The organism is Kribbella monticola, from assembly GCF_003261635.1.
In the GTDB taxonomy this organism is placed as follows: Bacteria; Actinomycetota; Actinomycetes; order Propionibacteriales; family Kribbellaceae; genus Kribbella; species Kribbella monticola.
Window position 1 is genome coordinate 140,722 of record NZ_QFXK01000034.1, and the last position, 26,702, is coordinate 167,423.

24 protein-coding genes are annotated in these 26,702 nt (G+C 67.2%); 11 read left to right on the forward strand and 13 right to left on the reverse strand.

All coding sequences use genetic code 11. The features are described 5' to 3' along the window. Positions 1–53: 53 nt before the first annotated feature. Positions 54–326 (reverse strand): hypothetical protein, encoded by a 273-nt coding sequence (locus DIZ26_RS25250; RefSeq protein ID WP_112245734.1) that lies wholly within the window; start codon positions 324–326, stop codon positions 54–56. Positions 327–348: 22 nt separating this feature from the next. Next, positions 349–2,031 (reverse strand): sodium:solute symporter family protein, encoded by a 1,683-nt coding sequence (locus tag DIZ26_RS25255; RefSeq protein ID WP_112245736.1) that lies wholly within the window; start codon positions 2,029–2,031, stop codon positions 349–351. A gap of 233 nt (positions 2,032–2,264) precedes the next feature. Here DIZ26_RS25255 and DIZ26_RS25260 point away from each other — a divergent pair, with 233 nt between their 5' ends. Genes DIZ26_RS25260 through DIZ26_RS25270 form a run of 3 tightly spaced genes read left to right on the forward strand, consistent with a single transcriptional unit; the run spans position 2,265 to position 4,490 of the window. Continuing rightward, on the forward strand, positions 2,265–2,750 hold the full coding sequence (locus DIZ26_RS25260; RefSeq protein ID WP_112245738.1) for a hypothetical protein: 486 nt from the start codon (positions 2,265–2,267) through the stop codon (positions 2,748–2,750). Beyond that, the gene (locus tag DIZ26_RS25265) at positions 2,747–3,856 is read left to right on the forward strand and encodes a sensor histidine kinase (protein ID WP_198676277.1); all 1,110 of its coding nucleotides are present in this window, start codon (positions 2,747–2,749) and stop codon (positions 3,854–3,856) included. Before DIZ26_RS25260 ends, DIZ26_RS25265 begins: the two co-directional genes overlap by 4 nt. Then, a complete protein-coding gene (locus DIZ26_RS25270; RefSeq protein ID WP_112245740.1) occupies positions 3,849–4,490 on the forward strand; it encodes a response regulator in 642 nt (213 codons plus the stop codon). The genes DIZ26_RS25265 and DIZ26_RS25270 overlap by 8 nt, the downstream gene beginning before the upstream one ends. 3 nt (positions 4,491–4,493) lie before the next feature. On the opposite strand, the gene DIZ26_RS25275 is transcribed toward DIZ26_RS25270, so the two are convergent. Continuing rightward, a complete protein-coding gene (locus tag DIZ26_RS25275) occupies positions 4,494–5,501 on the reverse strand; it encodes an endonuclease/exonuclease/phosphatase family protein (protein ID WP_112246081.1) in 1,008 nt (335 codons plus the stop codon). Positions 5,502–5,638: 137 nt separating this feature from the next. Here DIZ26_RS25275 and DIZ26_RS25280 point away from each other — a divergent pair, with 137 nt between their 5' ends. Together DIZ26_RS25280 and DIZ26_RS25285 are read left to right on the forward strand one after the other, a co-directional pair. Further along, positions 5,639–6,127, forward strand: coding sequence for a PaaI family thioesterase (locus DIZ26_RS25280; RefSeq protein ID WP_112245742.1), 489 nt, complete (start codon positions 5,639–5,641; stop codon positions 6,125–6,127). Between the two features lie 31 nt (positions 6,128–6,158). Continuing rightward, the gene (locus DIZ26_RS25285; RefSeq protein WP_112245744.1) at positions 6,159–6,611 is read left to right on the forward strand and encodes a carboxymuconolactone decarboxylase family protein; all 453 of its coding nucleotides are present in this window, start codon (positions 6,159–6,161) and stop codon (positions 6,609–6,611) included. On the opposite strand, the gene DIZ26_RS25290 is transcribed toward DIZ26_RS25285, so the two are convergent. The 5 genes from DIZ26_RS25290 to DIZ26_RS25310 all read right to left on the reverse strand — a co-directional run bounded on the left by DIZ26_RS25290 (position 6,595) and on the right by DIZ26_RS25310 (position 14,279). After that, the gene (locus tag DIZ26_RS25290) at positions 6,595–8,880 is read right to left on the reverse strand and encodes a glycoside hydrolase family 95 protein (protein ID WP_112245746.1); all 2,286 of its coding nucleotides are present in this window, start codon (positions 8,878–8,880) and stop codon (positions 6,595–6,597) included. The two genes, DIZ26_RS25285 and DIZ26_RS25290, sit on opposite strands and share 17 nt — an antisense overlap. A gap of 146 nt (positions 8,881–9,026) precedes the next feature. Continuing rightward, positions 9,027–10,694 carry a type 2 periplasmic-binding domain-containing protein gene (locus DIZ26_RS25295; RefSeq protein ID WP_112245748.1) on the reverse strand — a complete coding sequence of 556 codons (1,668 nt, stop codon included), beginning with the start codon at positions 10,692–10,694 and terminating at the stop codon, positions 9,027–9,029. Positions 10,695–10,751: 57 nt separating this feature from the next. Further along, complete coding sequence (locus DIZ26_RS25300; protein WP_112245750.1) at positions 10,752–11,663, reverse strand: carbohydrate ABC transporter permease; 912 nt, start codon at positions 11,661–11,663, stop codon at positions 10,752–10,754. Beyond that, a complete protein-coding gene (locus DIZ26_RS25305; RefSeq protein WP_112245752.1) occupies positions 11,660–12,658 on the reverse strand; it encodes an ABC transporter permease in 999 nt (332 codons plus the stop codon). Before DIZ26_RS25305 ends, DIZ26_RS25300 begins: the two co-directional genes overlap by 4 nt. A 625-nt stretch (positions 12,659–13,283) precedes the next feature. Then, positions 13,284–14,279, reverse strand: a complete 996-nt coding sequence (locus DIZ26_RS25310) for a collagen-like triple helix repeat-containing protein (RefSeq protein ID WP_112245754.1) — start codon at positions 14,277–14,279, stop codon at positions 13,284–13,286. 392 nt (positions 14,280–14,671) lie between these two features. Here DIZ26_RS25310 and DIZ26_RS25315 point away from each other — a divergent pair, with 392 nt between their 5' ends. Beyond that, positions 14,672–15,937: an MFS transporter gene (locus DIZ26_RS25315; protein ID WP_112245756.1), complete on the forward strand. Its 1,266-nt coding sequence runs from the start codon at positions 14,672–14,674 to the stop codon at positions 15,935–15,937. Positions 15,938–15,979: 42 nt separating this feature from the next. On the opposite strand, the gene DIZ26_RS25320 is transcribed toward DIZ26_RS25315, so the two are convergent. Continuing rightward, on the reverse strand, positions 15,980–16,957 hold the full coding sequence (locus DIZ26_RS25320) for a TerC/Alx family metal homeostasis membrane protein (protein ID WP_112245758.1): 978 nt from the start codon (positions 16,955–16,957) through the stop codon (positions 15,980–15,982). A 338-nt stretch (positions 16,958–17,295) separates the two neighbouring features. Here DIZ26_RS25320 and DIZ26_RS25325 point away from each other — a divergent pair, with 338 nt between their 5' ends. From DIZ26_RS25325 to DIZ26_RS25340, 4 genes are all read left to right on the forward strand, one after another. Next, positions 17,296–17,520 (forward strand): DUF6458 family protein, encoded by a 225-nt coding sequence (locus tag DIZ26_RS25325; RefSeq protein WP_112245760.1) that lies wholly within the window; start codon positions 17,296–17,298, stop codon positions 17,518–17,520. 75 nt (positions 17,521–17,595) lie between these two features. Continuing rightward, positions 17,596–18,624, forward strand: coding sequence for an NADPH:quinone reductase (locus DIZ26_RS25330; protein WP_112245762.1), 1,029 nt, complete (start codon positions 17,596–17,598; stop codon positions 18,622–18,624). 136 nt (positions 18,625–18,760) lie between these two features. Continuing rightward, on the forward strand, positions 18,761–20,911 hold the full coding sequence (locus DIZ26_RS25335) for a PQQ-dependent sugar dehydrogenase (RefSeq protein WP_112245763.1): 2,151 nt from the start codon (positions 18,761–18,763) through the stop codon (positions 20,909–20,911). Then, complete coding sequence (locus tag DIZ26_RS25340; protein ID WP_198676279.1) at positions 20,908–21,669, forward strand: class I SAM-dependent methyltransferase; 762 nt, start codon at positions 20,908–20,910, stop codon at positions 21,667–21,669. Before DIZ26_RS25335 ends, DIZ26_RS25340 begins: the two co-directional genes overlap by 4 nt. On the opposite strand, the gene DIZ26_RS25345 is transcribed toward DIZ26_RS25340, so the two are convergent. From DIZ26_RS25345 to DIZ26_RS25355, 3 genes are all read right to left on the reverse strand, one after another. Then, a complete protein-coding gene (locus DIZ26_RS25345) occupies positions 21,666–22,418 on the reverse strand; it encodes an SDR family oxidoreductase (RefSeq protein ID WP_112245765.1) in 753 nt (250 codons plus the stop codon). The two genes, DIZ26_RS25340 and DIZ26_RS25345, sit on opposite strands and share 4 nt — an antisense overlap. 87 nt (positions 22,419–22,505) lie before the next feature. After that, positions 22,506–23,942, reverse strand: a complete 1,437-nt coding sequence (locus DIZ26_RS25350; RefSeq protein WP_112245767.1) for a GuaB1 family IMP dehydrogenase-related protein — start codon at positions 23,940–23,942, stop codon at positions 22,506–22,508. A gap of 92 nt (positions 23,943–24,034) precedes the next feature. After that, a complete protein-coding gene (locus tag DIZ26_RS25355; protein WP_232828590.1) occupies positions 24,035–25,675 on the reverse strand; it encodes a phospholipase D-like domain-containing protein in 1,641 nt (546 codons plus the stop codon). Positions 25,676–25,926: 251 nt separating this feature from the next. Between DIZ26_RS25355 and DIZ26_RS25360 the strand changes: the two genes are divergently transcribed. Further along, a complete protein-coding gene (locus DIZ26_RS25360) occupies positions 25,927–26,259 on the forward strand; it encodes a GNAT family N-acetyltransferase (protein ID WP_232828591.1) in 333 nt (110 codons plus the stop codon). A gap of 41 nt (positions 26,260–26,300) precedes the next feature. On the opposite strand, the gene DIZ26_RS25365 is transcribed toward DIZ26_RS25360, so the two are convergent. Further along, positions 26,301–26,645, reverse strand: coding sequence for a VOC family protein (locus DIZ26_RS25365; protein ID WP_112245771.1), 345 nt, complete (start codon positions 26,643–26,645; stop codon positions 26,301–26,303). Between the last annotated feature and the right edge of the window lie 57 nt (positions 26,646–26,702).

Sequence of the window (26,702 nt, forward strand, 5' to 3'; positions counted from 1 at the left end):
GGAACGGCAGGATCGTGCCGGACACCGATGTTCGCCAAACGGACAGGCGCGGACTACTCGTCGTCCTGCCTCACCGCCCGCTCGGCGGCCTTCTCGACCGGTACGACGATCGGTCGCAGCCGAGCCCAGAGGACGAACAGCGCGGCGAAGACCAGCATCGCGATGCCACCCCAGAGGTTGATGTTGATACCGGCCGCCTTGTCCACCTCTTCGGGGTCGGCGATGATGCCGAGGATCGTCAGCACCACGCCGTAGATCGCGATCAGCGCGGCGATCACCACCCGGATGTCGAACGCTCCGGCCTTCTTCTTCTCTTGCGCAGCCATGTCGAGTCTCCTTTCCGGGCGTTCAGCCGAAGACGACGTTCAGGACGACGACCAGTGCCAGCGAGATACCCGCCAGCAGGGTCGGCTTGCGGTACCAGCCGTGGTCGCCTTCCTGGGCGGCCTCGGACCGGTCCTCCTTCGGGGTCAGCGAGTACACCAGCCCCTTCAGTTCCTCGTCCGTCTTCGGCTTCGTCACCAAACTGACCACGACGCTGAGCAGGATGTCCACCACGAACGCCGCGCCGGCACCTACGAAGCTCGCGCCCTGGCCCGGCAGGTCGATCACGCCGTTCTCCGAGAGGACGAAGACGACGATCGCGGTCGCCGTACCGCTGACCAGGCCGATCCAGCCGGCCGCGGCGGTCATCCGCTTCCAGAACATACCGAGGATGAACGTGGCGAACAGTGGGGCGTTGAAGAACGAGAACAGTTGCTGCAGGTAGTCCATCAGGTTGCTGTAGCCGGAGGCGATCGCCGCCGTACCGATCGCCACGATCGTGCCGCCGACGGTCAGCCAGCGGCCGGTCCGCAGGTAGAACGCGTCGTCGCGGTCCTTGATGAGGTACCGCTCGATCAAGTCGTAGGTGACGACGGTGTTGAACGAACTGAGGTTCGCCGCCATACCGGCCATGAAGGAGGCGAGCAGGCCGGTGATCGCGAGGCCGAGCATGCCGTTCGGCAGCAGGTCACGCATCAGCAGCAGCAACGCGTCGTTGTAGTCGACCGATCCGCCGCCGGTCTGCTTGTACTTCTGCAGGTCCGGTACGGCGACCGCGGCGATCATGCCGGGGATGATGACGATGAACGGTACGAACATCTTCGGGAACGAGCCGATGATCGGGGTCCGCCGGGCGGCCGACATGTTCTTGCTCGCCAGCGCGCGCTGGACCTCGACGAAGTTGGTGGTCCAGTAGCCGAACGACAGCACGAAGCCGAGCCCGAAGATGAGGCCGATCACCGACAGGAAGCTGTTGTGGAATCCGCTCAGCTCGGTGCCGGGCCAGGCATGCAGCTGCGTCGATCCGCCCTTCGGGTCCGCGGTGATCTTGTCCACCAGGCCCTGCCAGCCGCCGACCTTGTGCAGGCCGACGATGGTCAGCGGCAACAAGGCCGCGACGATCACGAAGAACTGCAGCACCTCGTTGTAGATCGCCGCCGACAACCCGCCCAGGGTGATGTAGCTGAGCACGATCACCGCGGCGATGATCACCGACAGCCAGATCGGCCAGCCCAGCAGCACGTTCACGATCGTCGCCAGCAGGAACAGGTTCACACCGGCGATCAGCACCTGGGCTAGCGCGAAGCTGATCGCGTTCACCAGGTGGGCCGGCTTCCCGAAGCGTCTGAGCATGAACTCCGGCACGCTGCGGACCTTGGAGCCGTAGTAGAACGGCATCATCACGACGCCGAGGAACAGCATCGCCGGGATGGCGCCGATCCAGAAGTAGTGCACGGTCGGCATCCCGTACTGCGCGCCGTTGGCCGACATCCCCATGATCTCGATCGCGCCCAGGTTGGCCGAGATGAAGGCCAGGCCGGTCACCCAGGCCGGCAGCGACCGGCCGGAGAGGAAGAAGTCGAGGCTGTTCGACACCGCGCGTTTGGCCAGATAGCCGATCCCGAGCACGAAGGTGAAGTACAGAGCAATGATGATGTAGTCGATGGCCTTGGCATCCAGCCGCAGGATCGAATCAAGCGCGAGCATCGGCCCTCCGCATCGTCGTCAATGACGCAAGGTGGTGTTACCGGTGAGGAACGTTACTCCTGTGCCCACCCACATTCGCGCCGGGCCGCGCGGGCAGTTTCGTCACCGCCGACCGCGTCACCGCCAGCGACCCGGCCGGGCCCGCCCACGCCCCGGGCACGCTCCGATTCTCCACCCGGGTCTCCACCCGAGGGAGGTTCAGCGCGACGGCGCGCGAGCCTAACTTCGGGGACATGACACTGTTGAACGCTGCCGTCGTGATCGCGATCGTGATCGCCGTCGTGGCCCGCCGGCTGTCCTGGTCGCCGCTCGCGAACTCCGACACGGACGTCTGGCGCGGCCCGGTGGTGATGATCGGTCTCGGCGTCTACCAACTGCACGACAAGCTCCCCAACACGCCGCTCGGCGTGCTCGACATCGTCCTGCTCGTTGCGGGAGTCGGTCTCGCGCTGATCGCCGGACTGGCCGCCGGCCGGGTCGCCCAGGTCCAACTCCGTGACGGCCAGATCTTCTACCGCCTCGGCCTGCCCGGACTCGGGATCATGGTCGGCTACCTCGTCGTCCGGCTGGGCCTCGCCGGACTCGGTCAGCTGCTCGGTGCGACGATCACCTCGGGCGGCGGGTCGATCCTGCTGACCGTCGGCGCCAACCTCCTGGTGCAATCCTTGGTGGTCCAGGCGAAAGCCCATCGTGATGCCGAGGAGTACGCGACCAGGTGACCAAGCAGGGCAGACACGGGGAGACCGGCTGGATCGGGCGGGCCCTGGGCGCGGTCGTGGCGGTCGGCGTACTCAGCACGGCCCGCCCCGATCAGCACTGGGCGTGGCTGGTGCTCGGCGCCGGCTTGATCAGCTTCCTCTCCGGCACCTTCCTGATGAAGCGCCGGCCGATGGCGGCGCTCGCCCTGCTCACGTACGCCGTGTTGAGTGCGGCCTTGATCGCGGGGCTGCCGGGCTCCAATTCGCTCGTGCTCGTGTTGATGGCGGTGGCGGACATCGCCGTGATGGTGCTGCCGCAGGGCTATCGGCCGATCATTGCCGTCGGCATCGGTTGTGCAGTTGCCTTCGGCATCTCCGCCTGGTGGTGGGACGAGTCCGACAGCTGGTATCTCAGCCAGTTGGTGTGGACCAGTGTCCTGATCGCCTTCGGGCTGAATCGCCGTCAGGCCGAAGTACAGGCCCTGCAGACCCAGCAGTTGCTGGAACAGACCAGGCTCGCCCAGCGCGAACATGCGAGAGCAGCCGCCCTGGACGAACGAGGACGGCTCGCGCGCGAGTTGCACGACGTACTGGCTCATTCGCTCGGCGCTCTCAGCGTGCAGTTGGAGCTGGCAGAGGCGCTGCTTGACGAAGGCAACGACGTACCAGCGGCCCTTGAGCGGGTGAAGCGTTCGCGGCGACTCGCGGTACAAGGGCTCGTCGAGGCAAGGAATGCGGTCGCGGCGCTGCGGGCGGACGAAGTACCGGCGTTGCCGGAAGCGCTCGCGGCCCTGGTCGAGCAGCACCGCCGCGACCATGGGACGGAGGTGGTTCTCAGGGTGGACGCTCCCCCGTCGCCGGCGCCCGATGTGGTGGTGGCTCTCCTCGGCGCTGCCCGGGAAGCTCTGACGAACGCGGCAAAGCATGCACCGGGGAGGCCTGTCGACGTACGGCTCGATGGGCGGCAAGGTGCCCGGCTGACGGTCAGGAACGCGGGCGCGACGGTCGGCGAGAACGGGTTCGGGCTGGCCGGCATGCGCGAGCGGCTGGCACTGGTGAATGGCAAGCTGTCGGCCGGTCCGGACGGGGACGACTGGCTGGTGGTCGCGGAGGTGCCTGATGAATGAACAAGTGCGGGTCGTGGTCGCCGACGATCAGCAGGTGGTCCGCGAGGGCCTGGTCGCCTTGCTCGGGCTGATCGACGGGGTCGAGGTCGTCGGCGCGGCCGGCAACGGCGCCGAGGCTCTCGAACTAGTTGCGCAGGGCAACGTCGATGTGGTGCTGATGGATCTGCGGATGCCGGTCCTCGACGGCGTCCAGGCAACCGCGCGGATCACCGCGGAGTACCCGGCGGTCGCCGTGCTCGTGCTGACCACGTACGCCGACGACGAGTCGATCACTATGGCGCTCAGGGCCGGCGCGCGCGGCTACCTCACCAAGGACGCCGGCCGGGTCGAGATCGGCGCGGCGCTGAGGTCGACCGCCGTCGGGCAGGCGACCTTCGACCCCGAGGTCTCGCGCCGGCTGGTGGCAGCGATGACTCCGGCTCCCCCGGCGGCCGCCGACGGGCTGACCGGCCGGGAGACCGAAGTACTGAAGCTGATCGCGCGCGGGCTGAGCAACTCCGAGATCGCCGAGCAGCTGTTCATCGGCGAGACGACCGTGAAGACGCACATCAACAACACTTTCGCCAAGATCGGCGCTCGCCATCGCGCGGAGGCGGTCCGCTACGCCTACCGCAACGGGCTGGTGGACGGCTGAGGCTCAGATCCGGATCTCGGCGACCACGGGCCGATGGTCACTCCCGGTCGAACCCATCACCCACGCCTTGGTCGGAACGACGCCCCGGACCATGATGTGGTCGATCCGGGCCATCGGGAACTTCGCCGGCCAGGTGAACCCGAAACCGAACCCGGCCGCGCCCTGCGCCGAACGCAGCCCGGCGGTGATCGGGGCCAGACTGCGATCGTTCGCGGTCCCGTTGAAGTCGCCCATCACGACGACCCCGGCGAGCTTCTCCTGGGCGATCTGCTGACCGAGTTGCTTGATGGTGTCGTTGCGCTGGTTCGAGGTGAAGCCGCTGGTACCGACCCGGACCGACGCGAGGTGCGCGACGTAGAAGGCGACCTTGCCCTGCGGCGTGCTGATCTCGGCCCGCAGCGCGCGGGTCCACGCGAAGCCGACGTCGACCGACTCGCTCTCCTCGACCGGGTACTTCGACCACAGCGCGACCGTGCCGCGCGAGACGACATGCGGATACTTCTCCGCGAACTCCTTCTTGTAGATCTTCAGGTCCGCCGAGGTGATCTCCTCCAGCGCGATCACGTCCGCATCTGCCGCGAGCAGGTCGGTCGCGGTCCTGGCCGGATCGGGGTTGGCCGCGTCGACGTTGTGCGAGAGCACCCGCAGGTCGTGCGGGCCGCCACCCTTGCCGGGGATCAGCGCGTTCCCGAACATCATTCCCCAGACCGCGAGCGGGACCAGCAGCGCGACGCCGGCCGTGGCGGACCGGCGTACCAGTGCCGCGATGCCCAGAACCGGGATCGCCACGCCGACCCACGGCAGGAAGGTGTCGAGCAGGCTGCCGAGGTTGCCGACCGAGTTCGGCAGGTGCCGGTGCAAGGCCATCGGCAGCGCGGACAGGATCGCGAGGACGGCGATGAACCAGCCGCGGCGCCACTTGCCGGCGTGGCGTTGCCGCCGCGAGGTCGAACGCGAGGTGGATCGCGACGGCGGCTTCGGGCTGGCGACAGCGGTCTGGCGGTTGGACATGCCCCGATTGTTCACGACACCGCCCGCACGCCAAAGCCCAGGAGCGATTCCTCGTCCCGGTCTTACCGCGATTTCATCCGTCCGGACGACCAGCCCGGCCGAACGGACGATCACAGGTGGTGATCTAGGGTCATCGGATGGATGAGCAGACGTTCCGGTGGGTGGACCCGGCGCAGGTGCTGGCGGACACCGTGAAGCTGACTGGGCTGGAGTACATGCAAGGGCTCCAGGACGGCTCGGTACCACCGCCGCCGATCGCGGTACTGATGCAGATGTCGGTCGTCGAGGTCGCCGTCGGCAAGGTGGTGTTCGGCTGCCTGCCGTCCCACGCGCACTACAACCCGATCGGGATGGTGCACGGCGGACTCGTCTGCACCCTGCTCGACACCGTCACCGGCTGCGCCGCGCACAGCACCCTGGCCGCGGGCGTCGGCTACACGTCGATCGAGATCAAGGTGAACTACCTGCGACCGGTCCTCGCCGACACCGGCCCGCTCACCGCCACCGGCCAGGTGATCAAGGGCGGCAACCGGGTGATATTTGCCGAAGGCAACGTCGTGACGAGCGCCGGTGACCTGGTGGCGACAGCGAGCAGCACCCTGCTGGTCCGCCCCAAGCCCGCTTGAGCTGACCCAGCCGTCACCTAGCTTCTGGAGTATGAGCGAACACTTCGACCATGTCCCGACCATCGACAGCGACGAGGACAGGGCCCGGTACGAGCGCGGCCTGGCTGTCCTGCAGGCCATCGACGGCGGCTCTGCTCCGGCGGTGATGGACGCGCTCCAGGACATCGCACCGGCACTCGCCCACCACGTGGTCGCCTACGGCTTCGGCGACATCTATGCCCGGCCAGGCCTCGACCCGAAGCAGCGGCAACTGGTGACGCTGGGGATGCTGACCGCACTCGGCGGTTGCGAACCGCAACTCGAGGTGCACGTGAAGACCTCGCTCAACGTCGGCCTGACCACCACCGAGATCGTCGAGGCACTCATCCACGCCTCCGGCTACTGCGGTTTCCCGAAGGCTCTGAACGCGATCTTCGTTGCCAAGAAGGTCTTCGCCGAGCGCGGTCTGCTCCCCGTCCAGGACGACCTCACCCCTCAGGAGTGAGCCTGGTCAGGCTGCCGCGCGCCACGGTCACGGAGCGTTCCTCGTCGCCGAGCGCGATCCGGAAGGTGCCGTCCACCTCCGCGTGCACGGTCGCCTCGACGAGGCGGCCGTCCTGCCAGACGACGTCGAACGACAACCCGCCCCGCGCGCGGAGCCCACGGAAAGAGCCGTCCGGCCACTCGGCGGGCAGCGCCGGCAGCAACCGGATGACGTCGGTATGGCTCTGGATCAGCAGCTCGGCGACCCCGGCGGTCATCCCGAAGTTCGCGTCGAGCTGGAAGATGTCGCCATCGCGGTGGAGCAGGTTGTCCGAGACCAGGTTGCTCAGGTAGTACCGGATCACCGCCGCGGCCTTCTCGGGTTCGAAAAGCCTTCCCCACAAGGCGACCAACCACGCGCTGGTCCACCCACCCGGCGTACCGGTGGCAGTCCGTACGGCGAGGCTTGTGCGCGCGGCCGAAGCCCATTCCGGCGTACTGCGTGGGTCGATCTCCGCGCCGGGAAACAACCCGTAGAGATGGGACTGGTGGCGGTGATCCGGCTCGGACGGCTGCCAGTCGGTCGGCCACTCCATCAACCGTCCGTCGGGAGCGACGGGGATGTCCGGCAGCCGTACGACGGCCGCCCGGGCTCGCGAGGCCAGCTCGGTGTCGAGCCCGAGCGCCTGCTCCGCCTCGGTCAGGTTGCCGACCAGTTCGCGGATGAGCCAGAGGTCGTACGTCGTGGTCAGGTCGACCGACGCCTTCTCCCCCGACGGGAGAACGAAGTGGTGCTCAGGTGCCGTCGACGGAACGAACTGCAGCCGCCCGTCGCGGTCCTCCACCAGCATGCTGAGCACGAACTCGGTCGCTCCCGCGAGCAACGGGTAGGCCCGGTCGCGCAGAAACTCCCGGTCCTGGCCGAAGCGGTAGTGCTCCATCAGGTGGGCAGAGAGCCAGACACCACAGGTCGCGGCCATCGCCCAGACCGGGTCGTCGTCCCCCTCGCCGACCGGCCAGGTCGCCCGCCAGATGTCGGCGTTGTGGTGCGACACCCAGCCAGGCGCGTCGTACAGGATCCGCGCGGTCTCCCGGCCGGACTCCGCAAGGCCTTCGAGCAGGTCGGTCAACGGGTCGAAACATTCGCTCAAACCGGTGACGTCGGCGAGCCAGTAATTCATCTGGGTGTTGATGTTGTTCGTCCAGTCGCTGGCCCACATCGGCCGGCGATCCTGATTCCAGATGCCCTGCAGGTTGGCCGCCTGGGTCCCCGGCCGCGACGAGGCCATCAACAGGTAGCGGCCGAACGCGAACATCAGCGCGGCCAGATCAGGATCGTTGCCCCCGGCAGCGAACGCTCGCAACCGCTCGTCGGTCGGCAGCTCGACCGGTACGCCGAGGCTCAGTGCCGCGCGTTCGTAGAGCGCGACGTGATCGTCGAGGTGCCGCTGCCGCACCTTCGCCAGGTCGACTGCGTCCAGCAAGCTCGTTGCCTCGCGCAACGCCGACAGCGGATCGCGGCCGGGCTTCACCTGCCAGCCGGCGAAAGTACTTGCCGCCGACAACACCACGGTCACGCTGTCCGATCCACGTACCGCGATCCCGGCCTCGGTCGCCTGCACCGAACCGCCGGCGGCGTGCGCCCGCAGTACGACGCCGAAACCGATACCCTGCCCGTCGTGGTAGCGGATCGGGTCGGGGCTTCTGCGGTACTCGATCGTGAGCTCCGACGGCGCGTGGCCGGTGATGGCGACTGTGGCGTCGTCGAGTACCGAAGGCCGCACCGGATGCTGACTGGACAGCGCGATGTCGAGGTCCACAGCACCTGAGGTGTCGGCCAGCACCGTCCAGACGAAGACCTGATCCGGCGTGGAGACGTACGCCTCGCGATGGAACTGCACTCCCCCACGGGTGTAGTCGACGGCGACGACGCCGGTGCGCAGGTCGAGACTGCGGCGGTAATCTTCGGCTCCTTCAGGTTCGGTGATCACGAGGTCGCCGAGTGGCTGGTAGGACTCGACCAGCGGTCCTTGCAACGCCCGGGTCCGCTCGGTGGCGGCCAGGCGATCACCTTCGTCGAGCAACAGCCGCCGTACGTCGGCCAGTACTTCGGGTCCGTCGGTGACCTCGAGCTTGCGCGGTCCGGCACCGGACCAGACGTCGTCGAGGTTGAGCGCGATCCGCTCGGTGCCGACCCGGCCGAACACCTTGGCGCCGAGATGACCGTTGCCGATCGGGAGTGCCTCGAACCAGTCGGCGGCGGGGGTCCGGAACCACAGTTCGTTCGACATACAAGAAATCCTTGACTACGCGGCGGGGCCGCGGGCGATCGGGGTACGCCGCGGGCGAGGAAGGTGCGGTCGCGCCGCGGAGCCAGGACGGTGGCTCCGCGGCGCGACTCGAGGGGTGGCCGGTAGGGCCGGCCGAGGGGTGGCTGTTACTTGCTGCCGGCCTTGTACTTGTCGTAGGCCTGCTGCTGGATCTGCAGGTACCGGGTCATGCCGGTGCTGTCGAGACCCTTCACGTAGGCGTCCCAGCCGGTGTCGATGTTCTTCGACCCGGTGATGAACGCGAGTTGGTTCTGGTTCACGTAGCTGCTCAGGTTCGTCTGCAGGGTGGCCAGTTCGCCGCTCAGGCTGGGGTCCGGCCAGACCGAGGTCTGCGGGAACCACTGGGCCTTGTCCTCGTGGCCCTGGTACAGCTTGGTGGCCTGGAACAGCCGGCGCTCGAGGCCCGCCTCGGAGTAGATGTCGGTCGGCACGACCTGGGCGTTGCGGTAGGCCAGCGTGTTGTTGTACTGCCCCATCGCGCCCCAGCTGATGTTCTTCGGCACCTTGTCGCCCTGGATCGGCTTGTACAGCGGCTTGGTCTTGGCGTCGAGCGCGATGTCACCCGGGCCGGGCTTCGTCCAGCCGACACCCTCCGGACCCATGTTGGCGATCTCCTGGCCCTCGTCGGTGTAGATGTAGTCGAGCATCTTGATCGCCGCGACCTGCGCCTCCTTGCTGGCCTTGTTGGTCAGCATGAAGGTGTAGCCGGTGGAGGTCGGGTAGTTCAGCCCGGTGTAGGTCTTCCCGTCGGGCCCGGTCAACGGCGGCACGGCGTCGTACTGCTTGTCCCGGCCGTCCTTGGAACCGAGCTGGACGAAGATGCCCGGCCACAGCACCGGCACGGAACCGAGGACGACGGCCTTCGGGTTGTTGCCCTGGGCCTGCAACGCCTGCGCGTTCTGGGTGAACGCGGCCTGGTCGATCAGGCCCTCCTTGTAGAGGGAGTTGATGTACTTCAGGCCCTGCCGCCAGGCGTCGGTGTTGACCGGCGTGGTGACCTTGTCGCCGTTCAGCGTGAGCAGCGAGCGCTGGCCGTTGTTGGCGCCGACCGGGTCGTAGGCGAACGCGCCCATCAGGTAGGCGATCAGGCTGCTGTCCTGCGGGTCGCTGGTCATCGGGATCTCGTCGGCCTTGCCGTTGCCGTTCGGGTCCTTCGTCTTGAAGGCCTCCAGCACCGTGCGGAGCTCCTCGGTCGTCCTCGGCTGCTTCAGACCGAGCTTCTTCAGCCAGGCGCTGTTCATCCAGAGCTTGTCCGGGTAGTTGCAGTGGTAGCAGTCGGCCCACTGCGGCAGCGCGTAGATGTGACCGTCGGGCGCGGTCGACATCTCCTTGTACGTCTTGTTCGAGTCCAGCGCCTTCTGGATGTTCGGCGCGTTGTCCTTGATCAACTGCTCCAGCGGCAGCGCCACGCCTTGCGTACCGAGCTTGAGTACTTCGGCCTGGGTGAAGGCGTCGACCCACGGGATCAGGAAGAACAGCGCCGGGTAGTCACCGCTGGCCAGCGAGATCTGCCGCTTCTCCTTGGCCGGACCGGAGTCGAAGGTGGTGGTCTGCCACTTGAACTGGATCTTGAACTTGTCGCTCATGAGCTTGGTCACCCGGTTGGTGTCCAGATTCATGGTCGGGTCGGACGGCGAGAAGACGGTGATCACGGTCTTGCCGTCCGCGGTCGTCTCGTTCGCCGCCCCATCAGCCGATTTGTTCGAACTGCACGCCGCGGCGGCGAGCGCGAGGACCGCCGCCAGCGCGGTCACCTTGCTCAGAGTTGAGCGCATTTCCGTTGTTCCTTCCTAGACGTTCACAAGCCTTGTTTCGTTGGGTTTTCGCTTCGCTCAACCCTTGACCGCGCCGACCATCACACCCTTGGTGAAGTGGCGGGCGACGAACGGGTAGATGACCAGTACGGGCAGGCTCGAGATGACGATCAGCGCGTACTTGAGCACGTTGGCCAGCTGTTGCTGTTCGAGTTGCTGGGCCAGGCTCGTGGTGGTGGTCGAGCCGGTGCCGGAATTGAGGATCAGGACGTTGCGGAGCACGATCTGCAACGGGTACAGGCTGGGGTCCTTGAGATAGACCAAGGCGTCGAAGTAACTGTTCCACTGGTAGATCGCGTACATCAGCGCGATCACGGCGATCACCGGCTTGGACAGCGGGAGCACGATCGACCAGAGGAAGCGCAGGTCACTCGCGCCGTCGATGGTGGCCGCCTCGTACAGCTCGTCGGGGATGGTGGACCGGAAGAAGGTCCGGGCGATGATCACCTGCCAGACCCCGATCGCACTCGGGATCACCATCGCCCAGCGGGTGTTCAGCATGCCGAGGTTCTGCACCACCAGGTAGGTGGGGATGAGGCCGCCGGAGAACAACATGGTGAAGACCAGCGCGCTCATGATCAGGTTGCGGCCGAAGAACGTCTTCCGCGACAACGGATAGGCGATCGCGATGGTCAGCGTGACGCTGATCAACGTGCCGCCGATCGCGTAGATGAACGAGTTCAGGTAGCCCTTCATGATCAGTGGGTCGCTGAAGGCTTCCTTGTACGCGCGGATGCTCGGCTCGACCGGCCACAGCAGCACTCGGCCGGCACTGACCGCGCTCGCGCTGCTGAACGAGTTCGCCACGATGTAGATCAGCGGGACCGCGACCACGATCAGCGCGATCCACAGCATGACCTTGATTCCCACCAGGAAGATCTGGTCGCCTCGCGTCTCCGCGATGGTCGTGTCGCCTGAGCGCCGGGTCATGACCACAGCCCGTTCCCGGTGATCCGCTTCGCGACGAAGTTCACCGCGACCAGCAGGAAGAGGTTGAGCACCGAGTTGAACAGGCCGACGGCGGTCGCCATGCTGAAGTCCGCGTTCAGCAGACCGGTCTTGTAGACGTAGGTGGCGATGATCTCCGACTGCGACTGGTTCAGCGGGTTCTGCAAGAGGAAGGCCTTCTCGAAGCCGATCGACATGATGTTGCCGACGCCGAGCACCAAGATGATCACCGCGGTCGGCATGATGCCGGGGATGTCGACGTTGCGGATCCGCTGCAGCCGGCTCGCACCGTCGATCTTGGCGGACTCGTGCAGCGCCGGGTCGATCCCGGACAGCGCGGCCAGGTAGATCACCGCGGAGTACCCGGTGGTCTGCCAGACGTCGGACCAGACGTAGATGTGCCGGAAGTAGTTCGGGTCGCCCAGGAAGTCGACCTCCGGGATGCCGAACAGGCCGATCGCGTCGTTGACGAAGCCCAGCCGCGGCGACAGCACCAGCAGTGTCATCGAGACCACGACGACGGTGGAGATGAAGTACGGCGCGTAGGTCACCAGCTGGACCGTCTTCTTGAAGACACCCTGGCGGATCTCGTTCAGCGCGATCGCGAGCACGATCGGGATCGGGAAGCTGGCCAGCACCAGGTAGACGGCCAGGATGAAGGTGTTCTTCAGCAGCGTCCAGAAGACCGGGTTGTGGAAGAACAGGTCGAAGTTCTTGAAGCCGACCCAGTCGCTGCCCCACGGCCCCTTGACCGGGCTGTAGTCCTTGAACGCGATCACCGCGTTCGAGATCGGGATGTACTTGAAGATCACGAAGTACGCGAGCGGGACGACGACGAGCAGGTAGAGCTGCCAGTGCCGCCGGAAGCTGCGCCGGGCCTCGGTCCAGCGACCGGGCCGCGGGATCCGGGCCGGCGGTCGCGCCGGTTCCCGTACCGGCGCGGGCGGCGCCGGACTCACCTCGATCGTTCCACTCACACTGCTTCCCTTTCTCCGCCAACCCTGCCGTCAAGCCGATATCCGATAGGATTTCTGCTCGCATCACGGAGAATGACACAGAACTCCGGCGAGCGGAAGTCCCTTGTACAGAAGGGAAATCAGAAGTTGCCTGTAGCAACGAACGTGCTGGGAACGCCAACAGATCCCACCGGCGAACCAGGGGGATCGAGGGCAGCACGAATCAGCCGGGGAAGGAGTCCTGAGCAACCACTTCCCGGTCGGCCGGATTTATTTTCCCGCGTGAACTATCTCCCAGTCAACAGTCAGCCCGCGACCGTGTCAAGACATGGCGACACGGCGTACCGGGGTTGTGGACCGTTGCCGAGAACCGGACCGGGAGCGTGGCGCTGTACGAGCGGACCGGGAGCGTGGCGCTGTACGAGCGGACCGGGTGCGTGGCGCTGTAGGAGCAGGCCGGGTATCGCGTCACCGGGGGCGACCCCGCTACCCAGAAAGGTGTTTGACGTTCAAGACCCGACCCGACCATCACGGGGGAACGGCCGGGCCGGGCTACTGCGATAGTACCCGTGCGTAGTGCTGTGAACCGGGGCGCCGGGCCGCTATTTTCTGGTGCGGCCCGGCGGTCGGCTCAGCGGGACGGGGGCTACTTCACGCCGGTCGGCTCGAAGTCGAACACGCTGCCGTTGTACACGAGCTTGTCGGCCGCGCCGTGGAACTCGAAATCGCGTCCCTTGGTGATCGACAGGCTGTACACGCTCGCGCCGGCTCCGCCGTCGTTCAAGGCGGCCTGGAGCTCGGTCCAGGTGCAGCGGGCGCCGTTGATGTTGCACGGCATGTCGGCGCCGGTGAGACCCCAGACCTTGCCGAGGCTGTCGTCTCGCGCGTCGAGCGCGGTCCAGGCGTTGGCCGCGCTGTTGTTCGGCGCGAAGACCATCGAGGCGTAGGTCCTGGTCGAGGTCGACAGGTTCGGATTGATCTCGAAGGTGATCGACGGCATGTTGTTCGCCGCCCGCGCGTTGTTCTCGCCGGTCGTGTAGACCGTCAACCCGAGCGCCGTGATGGCACTCACCTGGTTCCCCACGAAGTCGACCTCGTTGCCGAAGGCCGCCTTGTCCGTGGGCGATGCGGTGTTCAGTTCCAGCGCGCCCGCACCGGCCGGTGCGATCGTCGAAGTCGCCTTCAACTCGGCGCTCCCCGCTCCGATGGTGTTCCGCAGGACAGTGCCCCAGTGAGCTCCCGACCAGACCGCGGCAGGCCCCTGCGGACCGACCTCACCCTTCGCCCCGGTTTCCCCCTTGGCCCCGGTGGCGCCGGTAGCGCCGGTGTCGCCCTTGAGGGCGAGCTTCACTCCGGACGAGAAGTCGTTCAGCGTCAGCGTCCCGTCCTTGACGCTGCCGGTCGTCACCGTGCCGTCGTAGATCGTGGTGAACCACGTAACCACGGCCGGCGCCAGATCAGCGGCGTACAGCGTGCCGTCCTTCACCATCGCCCCCGTGATGCTGTTCGGCGCGGGTGCCGGCGCCGTTGCGGCCGCTTGCTGATCAGTGGTCACCGACGCCGTGGCCGATCCCGTCGTACCCAGCAGGACCGCACCGACGGCCAGACCTGCGACACCGATACGACCCGTTGTGAGACTCATGTACACCTTTCCAGTCCGGCCATTCGGCCGGAGCGTGCAACGGGCGGGAGTCGAACCCGGCCACCCCCCAAGTGGGGCCGCTGCTCCTGCACGCTTCCTAGGCGCAATCGCCAACCTACGGTGAGTAGTCAGCCACCACTAGGGCCGAAAGACCCGAACCGAAACAATTCGAAGGCGTCGCAGGGCATCGCTGCCCTACGCTGACCGGTATGCAAACCCGCTCCTGAAAGCGCACCACCGCGCCAACTTGCTGAGGCGTTGTCTTCATCTGCTGAAGCGCTGTCGTGCGTCACGTTCAGCGTCGACCCGTCGACTGCCCGCGAATCGTCCGGCAGCGACCCGGTCGGGCTTCGTCATGCCCGCGCACGTGCTGCTTCCAGGAGTCACCGACGATGTCTTTGCCTGCCTTCCGGGCCGCCGATCCGGCCCGCACGTACTACGCCTTCCAGGGCGGCTGGTCCTTCCTCTCCGCGCTGGCGTTCACGCTCAACATGGTCTACTTCGTCAAGGACGTCGGCCTGAGCCCGCTGCAAATGGTGCTGGTCGGAACGACCCTCGAAGTCGCCTGTTTCGCGTTCGAGATCCCGACCGGCATCGTGGCCGATCTGTACAGCCGCCGGTTGTCGGTCGTCATCGGCTTCACGCTGATCGGCGCCGGCCTGCTCCTGCAAGGTCTCGTCCCGGCCTTCGTGGCGGTGCTCGCCGCTCAGGTGCTGTGGGGAATGGGGTACACCTTCACCTCGGGCGCCGATCAGGCCTGGATCACCGACGAGGTCGGTGAGGACCGCGCCGGCCGGGTGTTCGTCCGGGCCCAGCAGGTCGAGCTGGCCGCGACCATCGCCGGTACGGTCGCCGCGGGGCTGCTCGGGCTGACCGCGTTGTCGCTGCCGATGAAGGTCGGCGGCGCCGGCACGATCCTGCTGGCGCTCGCGCTGGCGGTGTTCATGCGGGAGGACAACTTCCACCCGACGCCGCGGGGCGAGCGGGAGACCTTCAAGAACCTGACGAACACCTTCAAGCACGGTCTGGCCGTCGCGCGGAGTCGCCCGGTGATCCGGAACCTCGCGCTGGTCAGCCTGATCTCGGGCCTGTCCAGTGAGGCGTTCGACCGGTTGTGGTCGGTGAAGATCCTCGACGACTTCAGCTTCCCCGAAGTGTTCGGTACGTCGGATCCGGCGGTCTGGTTCACCGTCTTCGCGCTGATCGGAACCCTGTTGTCGCTGGCCACCTCGCTGGTGGTCAACAAGGTCTCGCCGGAACGCATGACCGCGCTGCATCCCAACGGGCTGCTCGCGTTGCTCAGCCTGTTCCAGGTAGCCGGCGTGATCGGATTCGCGCTGGCCGATCACCTCTGGCTCGGGCTCGTGGCCATGTGGGTGGGCGGTGTCGCCGCGACCATCGCCTACCCGGTCGAATCCGCCTGGCTGAACCGCAACGTCGAGTCGCGGTCGCGGGCGACGGTGATCTCGATGGTGTCGCAGTCCAACGCGATCGGCCAGGTCATCGGCGGACCACCGCTGGGCGCGCTGGCCGGCCGCACCTCGATCCGTACGGCGCTGGTCGTCTCCGGCCTGATCCTGACGCCGATCCCGGCGCTGTACCTCCGCCTCCGACCCGCCAAGGAGCCGGTGGAGCAGCCGACCGAATTGAAGGCCTAGCCGCCCAGTACTACGGGTCCGCGGCGACCCGTAGTACACAGGTCAGTCGGCCTCGACCTCGACCCGGCGGCGGTCGCGGCCGGACTTGATCAGGCTGGCGACCGTGGTGACGATCAGGGTGCCGGCGATGAAGCCGAGCGAGGTCGCGATGCCGATGTGCGGCAGGTGGATCGCGCCGATGTCGTCGATGTGCGACCCGTGCAGGGCCTCGATGATCAGCTTGACGCCGATGAAGGCGAGGATCACCGACAGGCCGACGTTGAGGTAGATGACCCGCTCCAGCAGCCCGCCGATCAGGAAGTACAGCTGACGCAGCCCCATCAGGGCGAAGGCGTTCGCGGTCAGCACGATGTACGCGTCCTGGGTGAGGCCGAAGATGGCCGGAATCGAGTCGAGCGCGAAGATCACGTTCGCCATCCCGATCGCGGCGATCACGATCACCAACGGGGTGAGCATCCGCCGGCCGCTGGTCTTGGTGACCAGATTCGCGCCGTCGTAGTCGTGCTGCAACGGCAGCACCCGGCGCATCCCGCGAATGACGACGTTCTCCTGGAAGTCGGTCTCGTCGTTCTCGCCCTCGAGCGCGAGCCGAACGGCGGTGTAGACCAGAAACGCGCCGAAGATGTAGAACACCCAACTGGCTGCCGAGATGGCCGCGGCGCCCGCCAGAATGAAGACCGCGCGGAGCAGCATCGAGACCACGATGCCGATGTAGAGCACCTTGTCCTGCGCCAGCGACGGCACCGCGAACCTCGCCATGATGATGACGAACACGAACAGGTTGTCGACGCTGAGGCTGTACTCCGTGATGTACCCGGCGACGAACTCGCCGCCCGACGCGCCGGGACTGAAGACGAACAGGCCGACGGCGAACAGGCCCGCCAGCCCGACGTAGAACAGCACCCACCGGGTGGCGTCCTTGATCGTGACGCTGCGCTTACGCCGGGCGATCACGACCAGGTCGAAGGCGACGATCGCCAGCAGACCGGCGATGGTCAGGATCCACACGATCGGGGACATATCGGACACCACGGGAATACCTCCGGACGGGCTCACTCGGCTGGTCCGGAGGTCTCTTCCGCCCGACAAGCTCGGACCGACAGCACCGGGTCGGCCTGGGGCCTTCCGTGATGACGACGCTGCCGCGAAGGAATACTCCCCTCCACAAACGTTCCCACTCTACCCGCGCGACGGCGTCGAGCGCCGTGCCCGGGGTCACAGCGGACCCGTTCCGCGCAGATCGCACTACACCAGGCCCCGCAACCCGCCGACCAGTTTGTGAACGTGTGCGGTCGGGTACCCGCAGCAAGTGTCGCCGGACGGCTGTCCCGCGGCGCACCAACCTGTGGAGGTCTGTGATGGGAATCGGTGCGGGAATCTTTCTGCTCGCGGTCGGCGGCATCCTCGCGTTCGGCGTATCGGACCGGCTCAGCGGCGTCGACCTGACCGTGGTCGGTTACATCTTGATGGGCGCCGGTGCGCTCGGTCTGGTGCTGGTCATGCTGCTCAACGGCCAGCGCACGCGCAGCTCGCACACCACCGTCGTCGAGGAGCGCCGCGACCCCCGCGACCCGCGGTACTGAGCGTCCCTGGAATAACAGCGGCGCGACGACGGCTGTAGCCGGAGTACGCGATCGCTGATCCCTGGGAGCTTTGTGATGAAGGCAGTCGTTCATGATCAGCACGGCCCGGCCGAGTCCGTACTGCGGCTCGTCGACCGCGAGATCACCGAGCCGGCCGCGGGCGAGGTCCGGGTCCGGGTCGTTGTTTCGGGCGTGAACCCGACCGACTGGAAGGCCCGCACCGGCATGTACGGCGGTGGGCCCACCGACGAGTCCGTGCCCAACCAGGACGGCGCCGGCGTGGTCGACGCGATCGGCCCCGAGGTCGAAGGCGTGACCGTCGGAGATCGGGTCTGGCTCTCGCTGGCGGCGTACGAACGGCCCGGCAGCGGTACGGCGCAGGAGTACACCGTCGTACCGGTCAATCGGGTCTTTCCGCTGCCCGAGGATGCCGATTTCGATCTCGGTGCGAGCATCGGGATCCCGGCGATCACGGCATATCGAGCGCTGACGGTGGCCGAGGACGGTCCTGATCGGCTGGCTCCTGGAGCCCTGGAGGGCAAGGTCGTTCTGGTCGCGGGCGGAGCCGGGGCGGTCGGCCATGCGGCGATCCAGCTCGCGCGATGGGCCGGCGCCACGGTGATCGCAACAGTGAGCAGCGAGGCCAAGGCGGCGTATCCGACCGCCGCAGGCGCGCAGTACGTCGTGAACTACCGCGACGCCGATGCCGCCGAGCAGATCCGCTCGCAGGCGCCCGACGGGGTCGACATCATCGTGGAGGTCGCGGCCGGCGCCAACAACGCGCTCGACCTGGCTGTACTGCGAACCCGCGGGACCATCGCGATCTACGCGAACAACGGTGACCAGCCGTTCGAGGTGGACATCCGCGCCAACATGGGCCTCAACTCGCGCTACCAGTTCGTGCTGCTCTATTCGATGGGCTGGCACCTCATCGAGGCTGCGGCCGAGGACATCAACGCCGCCATCGCGGCCGGCGCTCTGCCGGTCGGCGAGGCCGCCGGACTGCCCCTGCACCACTTCTCCCTCGACCAGACGGCCGACGCCCACCAGGCCGTCGAGTCGGGTACGACCGGGAAGGTCCTCATCACCGTCAGCGAGGCCTGACCTGCCGGCGGCTCGCCTGCGGGCGGGCCGCCGCAACGGGTTGACAGCGGAATTACCGGGTGGTGTGATGCAGAGCACGGTAGTTAGGAAACTTTCCTAACGAATTTTGCCCCTCCGTCCGCCCCAGGAGGCTCTCGTGACACCTCGATCCGTTTGGCGCGCCCTTGCAACCGGCGCAGCCGCCGTCGCCGTTGTTGCGGCGCTCGCGCCCTCGGCGCTGCCATCAGCAACTGCCTTGACCACCACGCAAGCACCCGCGGCCTCGACCGACTATCAGGCAGAGGACGCCGCGATCTCGCAAGGCGCCGTCGAGTCGAACCACACCGGCTACACCGGCAGCGGGTTCGTCAACTACGACAACCTCGTCGGCAGCTATGTCGAGTGGACGATCACCGCACCGGCCGGCCCGGCCGACGTGACGCTTCGCTACGCCAACGGGACGACCGCGGCCCGGCCCCTCGACTTCACCGTCAACGGAGTGGCCGGCGCCGTCGGCATCACCTTCCCCGGCACCGGCGACTGGAACACCTGGCAGACGAAGACGGTCCGGCTGACGCTTGCCGCCGGCACCAACAAGATCCGTGCCCGCGCGACCACCGCCGACGGCGGCCCGAACGCGGACAAGCTGACCGTCACCCCGACCAGCGACGACACCCAGCCGCCGGCCGCCCCCGGAAACCTTGCCGTCAGCAACATCAAGTCGAACGCGGCCACCTTCACCTGGACCGCGGCGACCGACAACGTCGGCGTCGTCCGGTACGAGATCAACCGCGGCGGCAACGTGCTGAAGGTGGTCAACGCCAACACCCTGACCGCCACCGTCGACACGCTCACCTCGAACACCTCCTACGACGTGTCGGTCGGCGCATTCGATGCCGCAGGCAACGCTTCGCAGCAGAGCAACGTCGTCACGTTCACCACCCCGACCAGCGGCGACACCCAACCGCCGACCGCACCCGGCAGCCTTCGCAGTACGAGTGTCAGTTCGAACAGCGTTTCCCTTGCCTGGAACGCCTCCACGGACAACAGCGGCAGCATCGCCGGGTACGACGTGTATCAAGGCGCCACCAAGGTCTCGACCACGAGCTCCCTGACGTCCACGATCACCAACCTGTCGCCGAACACCGCCTACACGTTCACGGTCAAGGCTCGCGACCCTGACGGCAACGCCTCCAGCCCGAGCAACGCGTTGACGGTGCGGACTGCCGGCGCGGGAACCGGTGGCATTCCGCAGTACGAGAAGGACATCGCGCGGGTCGACCTCGGCTGGAGCGTCGCGTTCCTGCCGGACAACTCGGGGTCGGCACTCGTCACCGAGCGGGACCGGTTCGAGCTGCTGCTGGTGACGGCGGCCGGTCAGAAAACCACGCTGGGCAAGGTTCCCGGCGTGGTCACGACCACCGGTGAAGGCGGCTTGCTCGGGCTGGCGCTGTCGCCGAACTTCCCGACCGACCACTGGGTGTACCTCTACCACACGGCCGCGAACGACAACCGGATCGTGCGGATGAAGTACGAGAACGGCGTACTGGCGTCGACCTCGGAGCCGATCCTGACCGGATTGGCGAAGAACCGTTACCACAACGGCGGCCGGCTGCGGTTCGGTCCGGACGGCAAGCTCTACGCGACCGTCGGCGACGCCAAGAACAGCGCCAACGCGCAGAACAAGGGCTCGCTGAACGGCAAGATCCTGCGGATCAACCCGGACGGTACGCCGCCGAGCGACAACCCGTTCTTCAGCACCGGCGGCAACGCGCGCTACGTCTACAGCTACGGTCACCGCAACCCGCAAGGCCTGGCCTGGGACTCCCGGGGCCAGCTGTGGGCGGCGGAGTTCGGCGAGAACAGCCAGGACGAGCTCAACCTGATCCAGAAGGGCGGCAACTACGGCTGGCCCGCATGCGAGGGCACCATCGGCGACTGCGGCGGCTACATCGCCCCGAAGCGCACCTGGTCGACCTCCCAGGCGGGACCGAGTGGCGTCGAGATCGTCAACGACTGGATCTACATTGCCGGCGTCACCGGACAGCAACTGTGGGTCACTCAGATCAACTCCGCGGGCACCGGGGTCAGCACGCCGCAAGCCGTCTTCTCCGGCCGCTGGGGCCGCCTGCGCAGTGTCACCAAGACGCCCGACGGCGCTCTCTGGCTCACCTCCACCAACAACGACATGAACGGCGGCACCCCGAGCACCCTCGACAACTACATCGTCCGCCTGAAGTTCCCGACCCCGTGGCGACTTGATCCGAGGTACCGGCTGCGGCGTGCGCTGGTTAGGGTTGGTGGATGAAGCCCTCGGCGCACGCTGTCAGCCAGTACGCGGAGACGACGGAGAATCTCGTCGCGCGGATGGCGCTGCACGCGTACAGCACCAATCCGCAGGACTGGTTCGCGTGGTTGGAGCAGCGGCTGCCGCTGCAAGGCGACGTGCTCGAGGTCGGCGCCGGCACCGGCAAGCTCTGGTCGCAGATCGACCACGCCGGTCGCGGTGTGCGGCTCACGCTGGTCGACTTCTCCCCCGCGATGTGCGCCGAACTGCGCAAGATCCCCGGCGCCGAGGTGCGCGAGGCGAACGCGCTCGACCTGCCGTTCGAGGACGCGACCTTCGACACGCTGATCGCGAACCACATGCTGTACCACGTGGACGATCCGGCCCTCGCCCTGCGCGAGTTCGCCCGCGTACTACGCCCTGGCGGCAAGCTGGCCGTCGCGGTCAACGGCGGCGCCCATCTGGCCGAGCTGTTCGCGCTCACCCCGGTCATCGGCCATCCCGAACTCGCCCGCGGCCTGATCATGAACGACTTCACCGCCGAGGCCGGCCCCGGCTACATCGCCCGCTACTTCTCCGACGTGGAGGTCGAGCGCTACCCCTGCGACCTCGCCGTGCCGAGCGCGGACCCGATCATCGCCTACCTGGCCAGCCTGGTCGGCGGCCCGCTCACGCCGGCTCAGGAAGCCGCCGCCCGTGCCGCCGTCCAGCCCGTCATCGATGCCCAAGGCAACTTCCCCATCCGCAAACACACCGTGCTGATCACCGCCACCCGCTAGGACTGCTCGGCGACGTACTGCTCCCAGGTGCGCTTGCCGATGGTGGCGCCGGTGAGGGTGAGGTTCTCGGCGCTGCGGTAGGCGCGGCCGACCTTGCCTGGCATCCGGATCGGCAGCTTCGGCCGCCGCTTGCCCTGGGCGTGCAGGTAGCTGTCGACCAGCTCGCGCAACCCGTAGACGGTCGGCCCGGCGAGATCCGGTACGACGCCGGCCGGGTCGCCCAGCGCCAGTTCGACCATCCGGTCCGCCACGTCCCGCTCGTCGACCGGCTGGAACCGCAGGCCGCCCGGCAGCGGAACGATCGGCAGCCCGGCCATCTTCTTCACGACCGTGTAGGTCAGGCTGTTGAACTGGGCCGCGCGCAGAATCGTCCACGGCACCCCGGACTGACGGACAGCCTGCTCGGCGCCCAGCTTCTCCCGGAAGTACCCGATCGGCATCTTGTCCGCGCCGATCACGGAAATGTGCACGAGATGCCGTACGCCGGCTGCCGAAGCGGCGCGAGCCAGGTTGCCCGCGGCGACCGCATCGCCCTTGGCCCCGCCGGCCAGGTGCATCACGATGTCGACGCCGTCGAGCACGAGGCCCTCGCCCTTCACCAGGTCGCCCTGGAGGTGCTCGATGCCGTCGCTGTTCACTCCACCGCGGCGGCTCAGCACGCGTACGTCGTACCCGGCAGCCTTCAACTGCGGCAGCACCAGCTTGCCCAGCGTGCCGGTCCCGCCGGTCACCAGAATCGTCTCGGTCATGTCAGCTCCCAGTTCTCAGTGTTTCCGTCTTCTGCTCCTTCGACGGATCGACTTCGGGGACTGTGACTGGGAGCTTTGTGAGCTGACTCACCAACTCGTATTGAGCGGCTTGCCCTCCGAATAGCCGGCCGCGGACTGCATGCCCACGACCGCGCGCTCGTGGAACTCCTCCAGGGTCGTGGCGCCGACGTACGTGCAGGAACTGCGGACGCCGGAGACGATGTTGTCGAGCAGGTCCTCGACGCTCGGCCGCTCGGGGTCGAGGTACATCCGGGCGGTCGAGATACCCTCGCCGAAGAACCCCTTGCGGGCCCGCTGGAAGGGCGTGTCCTCAGCGGTCCGGAGCTTGACCGCACGGGCGGACGCCATTCCGAAACTCTCCTTGTAGATCCGGCCGTCGCTGTCGCGATGCGGATCGCCGGGCGACTCGTACGTACCGGCGAACCACGAGCCGATCATCACGCTGGACGCGCCGGCCGCCAGCGCGAGCGCGACGTCACGCGGATGCCGGACTCCCCCGTCGGCCCAGACGTGCTTGCCGAGCTCGCGGGCCCTGGTCGCACACTCGAGAACGGCCGAAAACTGCGGCCTGCCGACGGCCGTCTGCATCCGGGTCGTGCACATCGCGCCCGGTCCCACGCCGACCTTCACGATGTCGGCGCCGGCCTCGACGAGATCGCTGACCCCGTCCGCGGTGACGACATTGCCCGCGACGACCGGCACCTGCGGATCAAGGGCACGGACAGTCCGCAGTACGTCGATCATCCGCTCCTGGTGGCCGTGCGCGGTGTCGATCACCAGTACGTCGATGCCCGCGTCCAGCAGGGCTTTCGCCTTCTGCTCGGCGTCGCCGTTGATGCCGATCGCGGCCGCGACGCGAAGGTTGCCGGAGGCATCGACCGCTGGGTCGTAGAGGGTCGCGCGGAGAGCACGCTGGCGGGTCAGGATGCCGACGATGCTGCCGTCGGCGTCGACCACCGGCGCCAGCCGGTGCCGGCCGTCGTGCAGCTGGTTGAACGCGTCCTCGGCCGCGATCCCGGCCGGCAGCGTCAGCAGCTCGCGGGACATGATCCCGTCGAGCTGGGTGTAGCGGTCGACGCCTTCACAGTCGGCGTCGGTGACCACGCCGACCGCGCGGCCGTTGTCGACCACGATGACAGCGCCGTGGCCGCGCTTGGGCAGCAGGTTGAGCGCCTCGCCGACGGTCCCGGTCGGCGTCAGCACCAGCGGGGTGTCGTAGATCGTGTGCCGCTGCTTGATCCAGGAGACCACCTCGGTCACCACCTCGACCGGGATGTCCTGCGGGATCACCGCCAGCCCGCCGCAGCGCGCGATCGTCTCGGCCATCCGCCGGCCCGACACCGCGGTCATGTTCGCCGCGACGACAGGGATGGAGGCGCCGGTCCCGTCGCCGGTCGAGAGGTCGACGTCCAGCCGCGACGAGACCGCTGACCTGTTCGGCACCAGGAACACGTCGTTGAAGGTCAGATCCTGTTCCGGAACCCGCTCACCAAGAAACCGCACGCCGAACTCCTCACCCGTTGGGAGCTCTCACGGTACCCAGTCCCCGGCGCGGAGAGCAGCGATTGCAGCTTTCTGCGAGACCGTTGTGACGATCAGTGGAACAGGAGTCGCTGGCGGTAGCTGGGCGTCGACTTGTCGTAGTACCGGCCCACCCAGCTGTCGTCAGGACTCAGGTACGCCGTGGCGTCGGCCTCGTGGAACTTCTGCACCAGGTAGCGGAAATAGAAGTGGTTGAAGACCCGCATGAACTCGCCGAGATAGATGTCGGCCACCCGGCTGTCGCCCTGGATGATCAGCATGTTCTCGTCGTTCTCGTGCACCGACGGGTCGCTGAAGTTGCCGGAGCCCGAGATCACCAGCGGCTTGTCGCCGAGCGGGTCGACCAGCATGAACTTGGTGTGGGTGTACTGCACCATCGGATTGAGACCGGTGAGCTGTTCCTTGGTCCAGCGGTCCAGGATCGCCGTGTGCAGGAACGAGCCGACGGCGACCTTGACGTCGTGGTCGGTCTCGAAGCGCACCCCACCGGGCCCCTGCTCCTTCTCCAGCACGAGGTAGCGCATCACGTCCGACTCGGGGGCGACCGCCGCGGCGATCTTGTCGTGCACCCCGAAAGCCGCCGTCATGAAGAAGGACTTCTTCGCCTTGGCCGCCTCCCCGGCGTACCAGTCGATCATGTCCAGCGTCGTGCGTGGACTGAAGATCGGCGCGACCCCGGCGGGCGGCGGGATGCTCGGCGTCGGGGTGGCATCGGTATCGGCGGGACGCAAGCGGTCGTACTGCGGGTCGACCGCGATCCGTTGCCAGTAGTCGAAGTACTGCTGCGCGATCTGGGCGTCCCGGACCAGGTGGCCGACGTTCGACTGGCCGAAGATGCCGCCCCAGGTGATGTTGGTCGAGCCGGTCCAGACCTCCTCCGGTACGCCGTCGTGGAGCAGCACCAGGAACTTGTTGTGCGCGATCGCGCTGTTGGTCTTGCGCGGGATCATCGCCGCTTCCAGACCGGCCGCCTGGATCGCCGGCTCGCTCTGCTGCCAGACCTTCTTCCGCTTCGGATCGTCACTCGGCTTGCCACGCCGGTCGTAGACGATCTGGACGTCGACTCCGCGCGCGACGGCGGCGGCCAGCGCCGCCAGCACGGGCGGGTAGGTGAACTCGTAAACCGCGCCCCGCAACGCGAAACCTGGCCCGGTCGCCTTGTCGATGTACGCGAGCAGCGCCTCTTCCAAGCCTCTGGACAACCAGTCGTACGCCGGATCGCTGCGATCATCTGGTCGCGGCGGCCGGCCGAACTTCTGCGCATAGGCCTGGCTCCCGGCCACGCCACGGTTGAAGTGCACCGCGTGCTGACCGGTGTCGACGGACTCCGTCGTCACCTTCACGGTGACGTCCTGGCGTACTTCGAGGTTCTTCGGCTTCCCGTAGAGCCCGACCACGCGGTACTCGTAGGGCCGCCCGGGCTTGGCCGTGTAGTCGCCCCAGAGGAAGCTCTGCAGCGGATGCTCCCGCAGACTCACCGAGGTCCCCGGCGGAATCCCGCCCGACAGCTCCTTGAACACCTTCATCCCGCGCAACCAGTACCGCTCGTTCTCGACCGGGTCGAACCGCTCGATCGCGAACCCCAGCAGGCCTTTCGTCCGCGCCTTCGGCAGATCCAGCCCGAGCAGCACCACATAGGTGCCCGCGATCGCGTGCACCTTCAACCCTCCCGCAGCACCCGCGCGACTCCGCATGACTCCCCCAAGACCGATTCCCCGAGGCAACCGGTCGTCACCGCCAGTCACCACCCTGGTCTGACGGTACTGCGCGAAGTCGGGCATAGCGAGACCTCGACCGATCACGCCGCTCAGCTGATGGGAATACTTGGCTCGGTGGATTCAGTACTGCGTTCCGCTGTGCCCGGCGATGTCGAGATGGTCGCGGAGCTCCGAGCCGTGGTGATGCGGCCAGATCTGGAACGGCTCGGGGCTACGACGAGCAGCGGGTGAGGCAACGGCTGCGGGACACGTTCTCGCCGCAGTACTCGTCGATCATCGAGGTCGGCGGGGCGTTCGCCGGGAGCGTCACCGTGCGACCGGTCGACGACGGATTGTTGCTGGAGCACTTCTATCTCGCTCCGGCGTTCCAGGGGCGCGGGCTCGGATCGTCGGTGTTGCGCGACTTGCTGGAGCGCACCGACGCCGAGGGTGTTCCTGTTCGGTTGAACGTGTTGCAGGGCAGCGCTGCCCGGCGGCTCTACGAGCGGCACGACTTCGTGGTGGAGTCCGAGGACGCGATCGACGTCTTCATGGTGCGCCTGCCTCGCAGTACGAGCTGAGTCGCGGCGAGCTGAGTCGCGGCGAGCTGAGTCGCGGCGAGCTAGGTCGCGGGGCCGCCGCCGTAGCCGAACTCGTTGCCGTCCGGGTCGTTGTAGATGATCTTGCGGACGCCGTTGTCGTACGTCTCCCGCTCGACGGGCTCGATCCCGCGCGCGCTGATCGCGTCGATCACCGGATCGAGCTGCTCGAGGAACACGGTGTTCACCGCATGCCCCGCCCGCTCGGGCGCCTCGATGATGTAGACGTACCGATGCTCGGCGATCTCCCACACCGCCTCCTCGTCATTGGGCAGGAACGCCGGCGGCCCACCCAGAAACCGCTCGTACCACGCCTTCGCCACCCCGATCTCCCGCACCGCAATCCCAGCAAACAAGTCAACCGTCATCCCCCCAGTACACCCCACCACCGGCGCTCCCCGCAGCGCGTCACCCATCGGGCCGGC

Excerpts from the sequence above, each read along its gene's own strand:
- DIZ26_RS25295 (WP_112245748.1), bottom strand. The coding sequence starts at position 10,694 with ATGCGCTCAACTCTGAGCAAGGTGACCGCGCTGGCGGCGGTCCTCGCG.
- DIZ26_RS25365 (WP_112245771.1), bottom strand. The coding sequence starts at position 26,645 with ATGACGGTTGACTTGTTTGCTGGGATTGCGGTGCGGGAGATCGGGGTG.
- DIZ26_RS25345 (WP_112245765.1), bottom strand. The coding sequence starts at position 22,418 with ATGACCGAGACGATTCTGGTGACCGGCGGGACCGGCACGCTGGGCAAG.
- DIZ26_RS25275 (WP_112246081.1), bottom strand. The coding sequence starts at position 5,501 with ATGTCCAACCGCCAGACCGCTGTCGCCAGCCCGAAGCCGCCGTCGCGA.
- DIZ26_RS25325 (WP_112245760.1), top strand. The coding sequence starts at position 17,296 with ATGGGAATCGGTGCGGGAATCTTTCTGCTCGCGGTCGGCGGCATCCTC.
- DIZ26_RS25355 (WP_232828590.1), bottom strand. The coding sequence starts at position 25,675 with ATGCGGAGTCGCGCGGGTGCTGCGGGAGGGTTGAAGGTGCACGCGATC.
- DIZ26_RS25320 (WP_112245758.1), bottom strand. The coding sequence starts at position 16,957 with ATGTCCCCGATCGTGTGGATCCTGACCATCGCCGGTCTGCTGGCGATC.
- DIZ26_RS25255 (WP_112245736.1), bottom strand. The coding sequence starts at position 2,031 with ATGCTCGCGCTTGATTCGATCCTGCGGCTGGATGCCAAGGCCATCGAC.
- DIZ26_RS25280 (WP_112245742.1), top strand. The coding sequence starts at position 5,639 with ATGGATGAGCAGACGTTCCGGTGGGTGGACCCGGCGCAGGTGCTGGCG.
- DIZ26_RS25315 (WP_112245756.1), top strand. The coding sequence starts at position 14,672 with ATGTCTTTGCCTGCCTTCCGGGCCGCCGATCCGGCCCGCACGTACTAC.
- DIZ26_RS25270 (WP_112245740.1), top strand. The coding sequence starts at position 3,849 with ATGAATGAACAAGTGCGGGTCGTGGTCGCCGACGATCAGCAGGTGGTC.
- DIZ26_RS25285 (WP_112245744.1), top strand. The coding sequence starts at position 6,159 with ATGAGCGAACACTTCGACCATGTCCCGACCATCGACAGCGACGAGGAC.
- DIZ26_RS25260 (WP_112245738.1), top strand. The coding sequence starts at position 2,265 with ATGACACTGTTGAACGCTGCCGTCGTGATCGCGATCGTGATCGCCGTC.
- DIZ26_RS25290 (WP_112245746.1), bottom strand. The coding sequence starts at position 8,880 with ATGTCGAACGAACTGTGGTTCCGGACCCCCGCCGCCGACTGGTTCGAG.
- DIZ26_RS25250 (WP_112245734.1), bottom strand. The coding sequence starts at position 326 with ATGGCTGCGCAAGAGAAGAAGAAGGCCGGAGCGTTCGACATCCGGGTG.
- DIZ26_RS25340 (WP_198676279.1), top strand. The coding sequence starts at position 20,908 with ATGAAGCCCTCGGCGCACGCTGTCAGCCAGTACGCGGAGACGACGGAG.
- DIZ26_RS25300 (WP_112245750.1), bottom strand. The coding sequence starts at position 11,663 with ATGACCCGGCGCTCAGGCGACACGACCATCGCGGAGACGCGAGGCGAC.
- DIZ26_RS25330 (WP_112245762.1), top strand. The coding sequence starts at position 17,596 with ATGAAGGCAGTCGTTCATGATCAGCACGGCCCGGCCGAGTCCGTACTG.
- DIZ26_RS25310 (WP_112245754.1), bottom strand. The coding sequence starts at position 14,279 with ATGAGTCTCACAACGGGTCGTATCGGTGTCGCAGGTCTGGCCGTCGGT.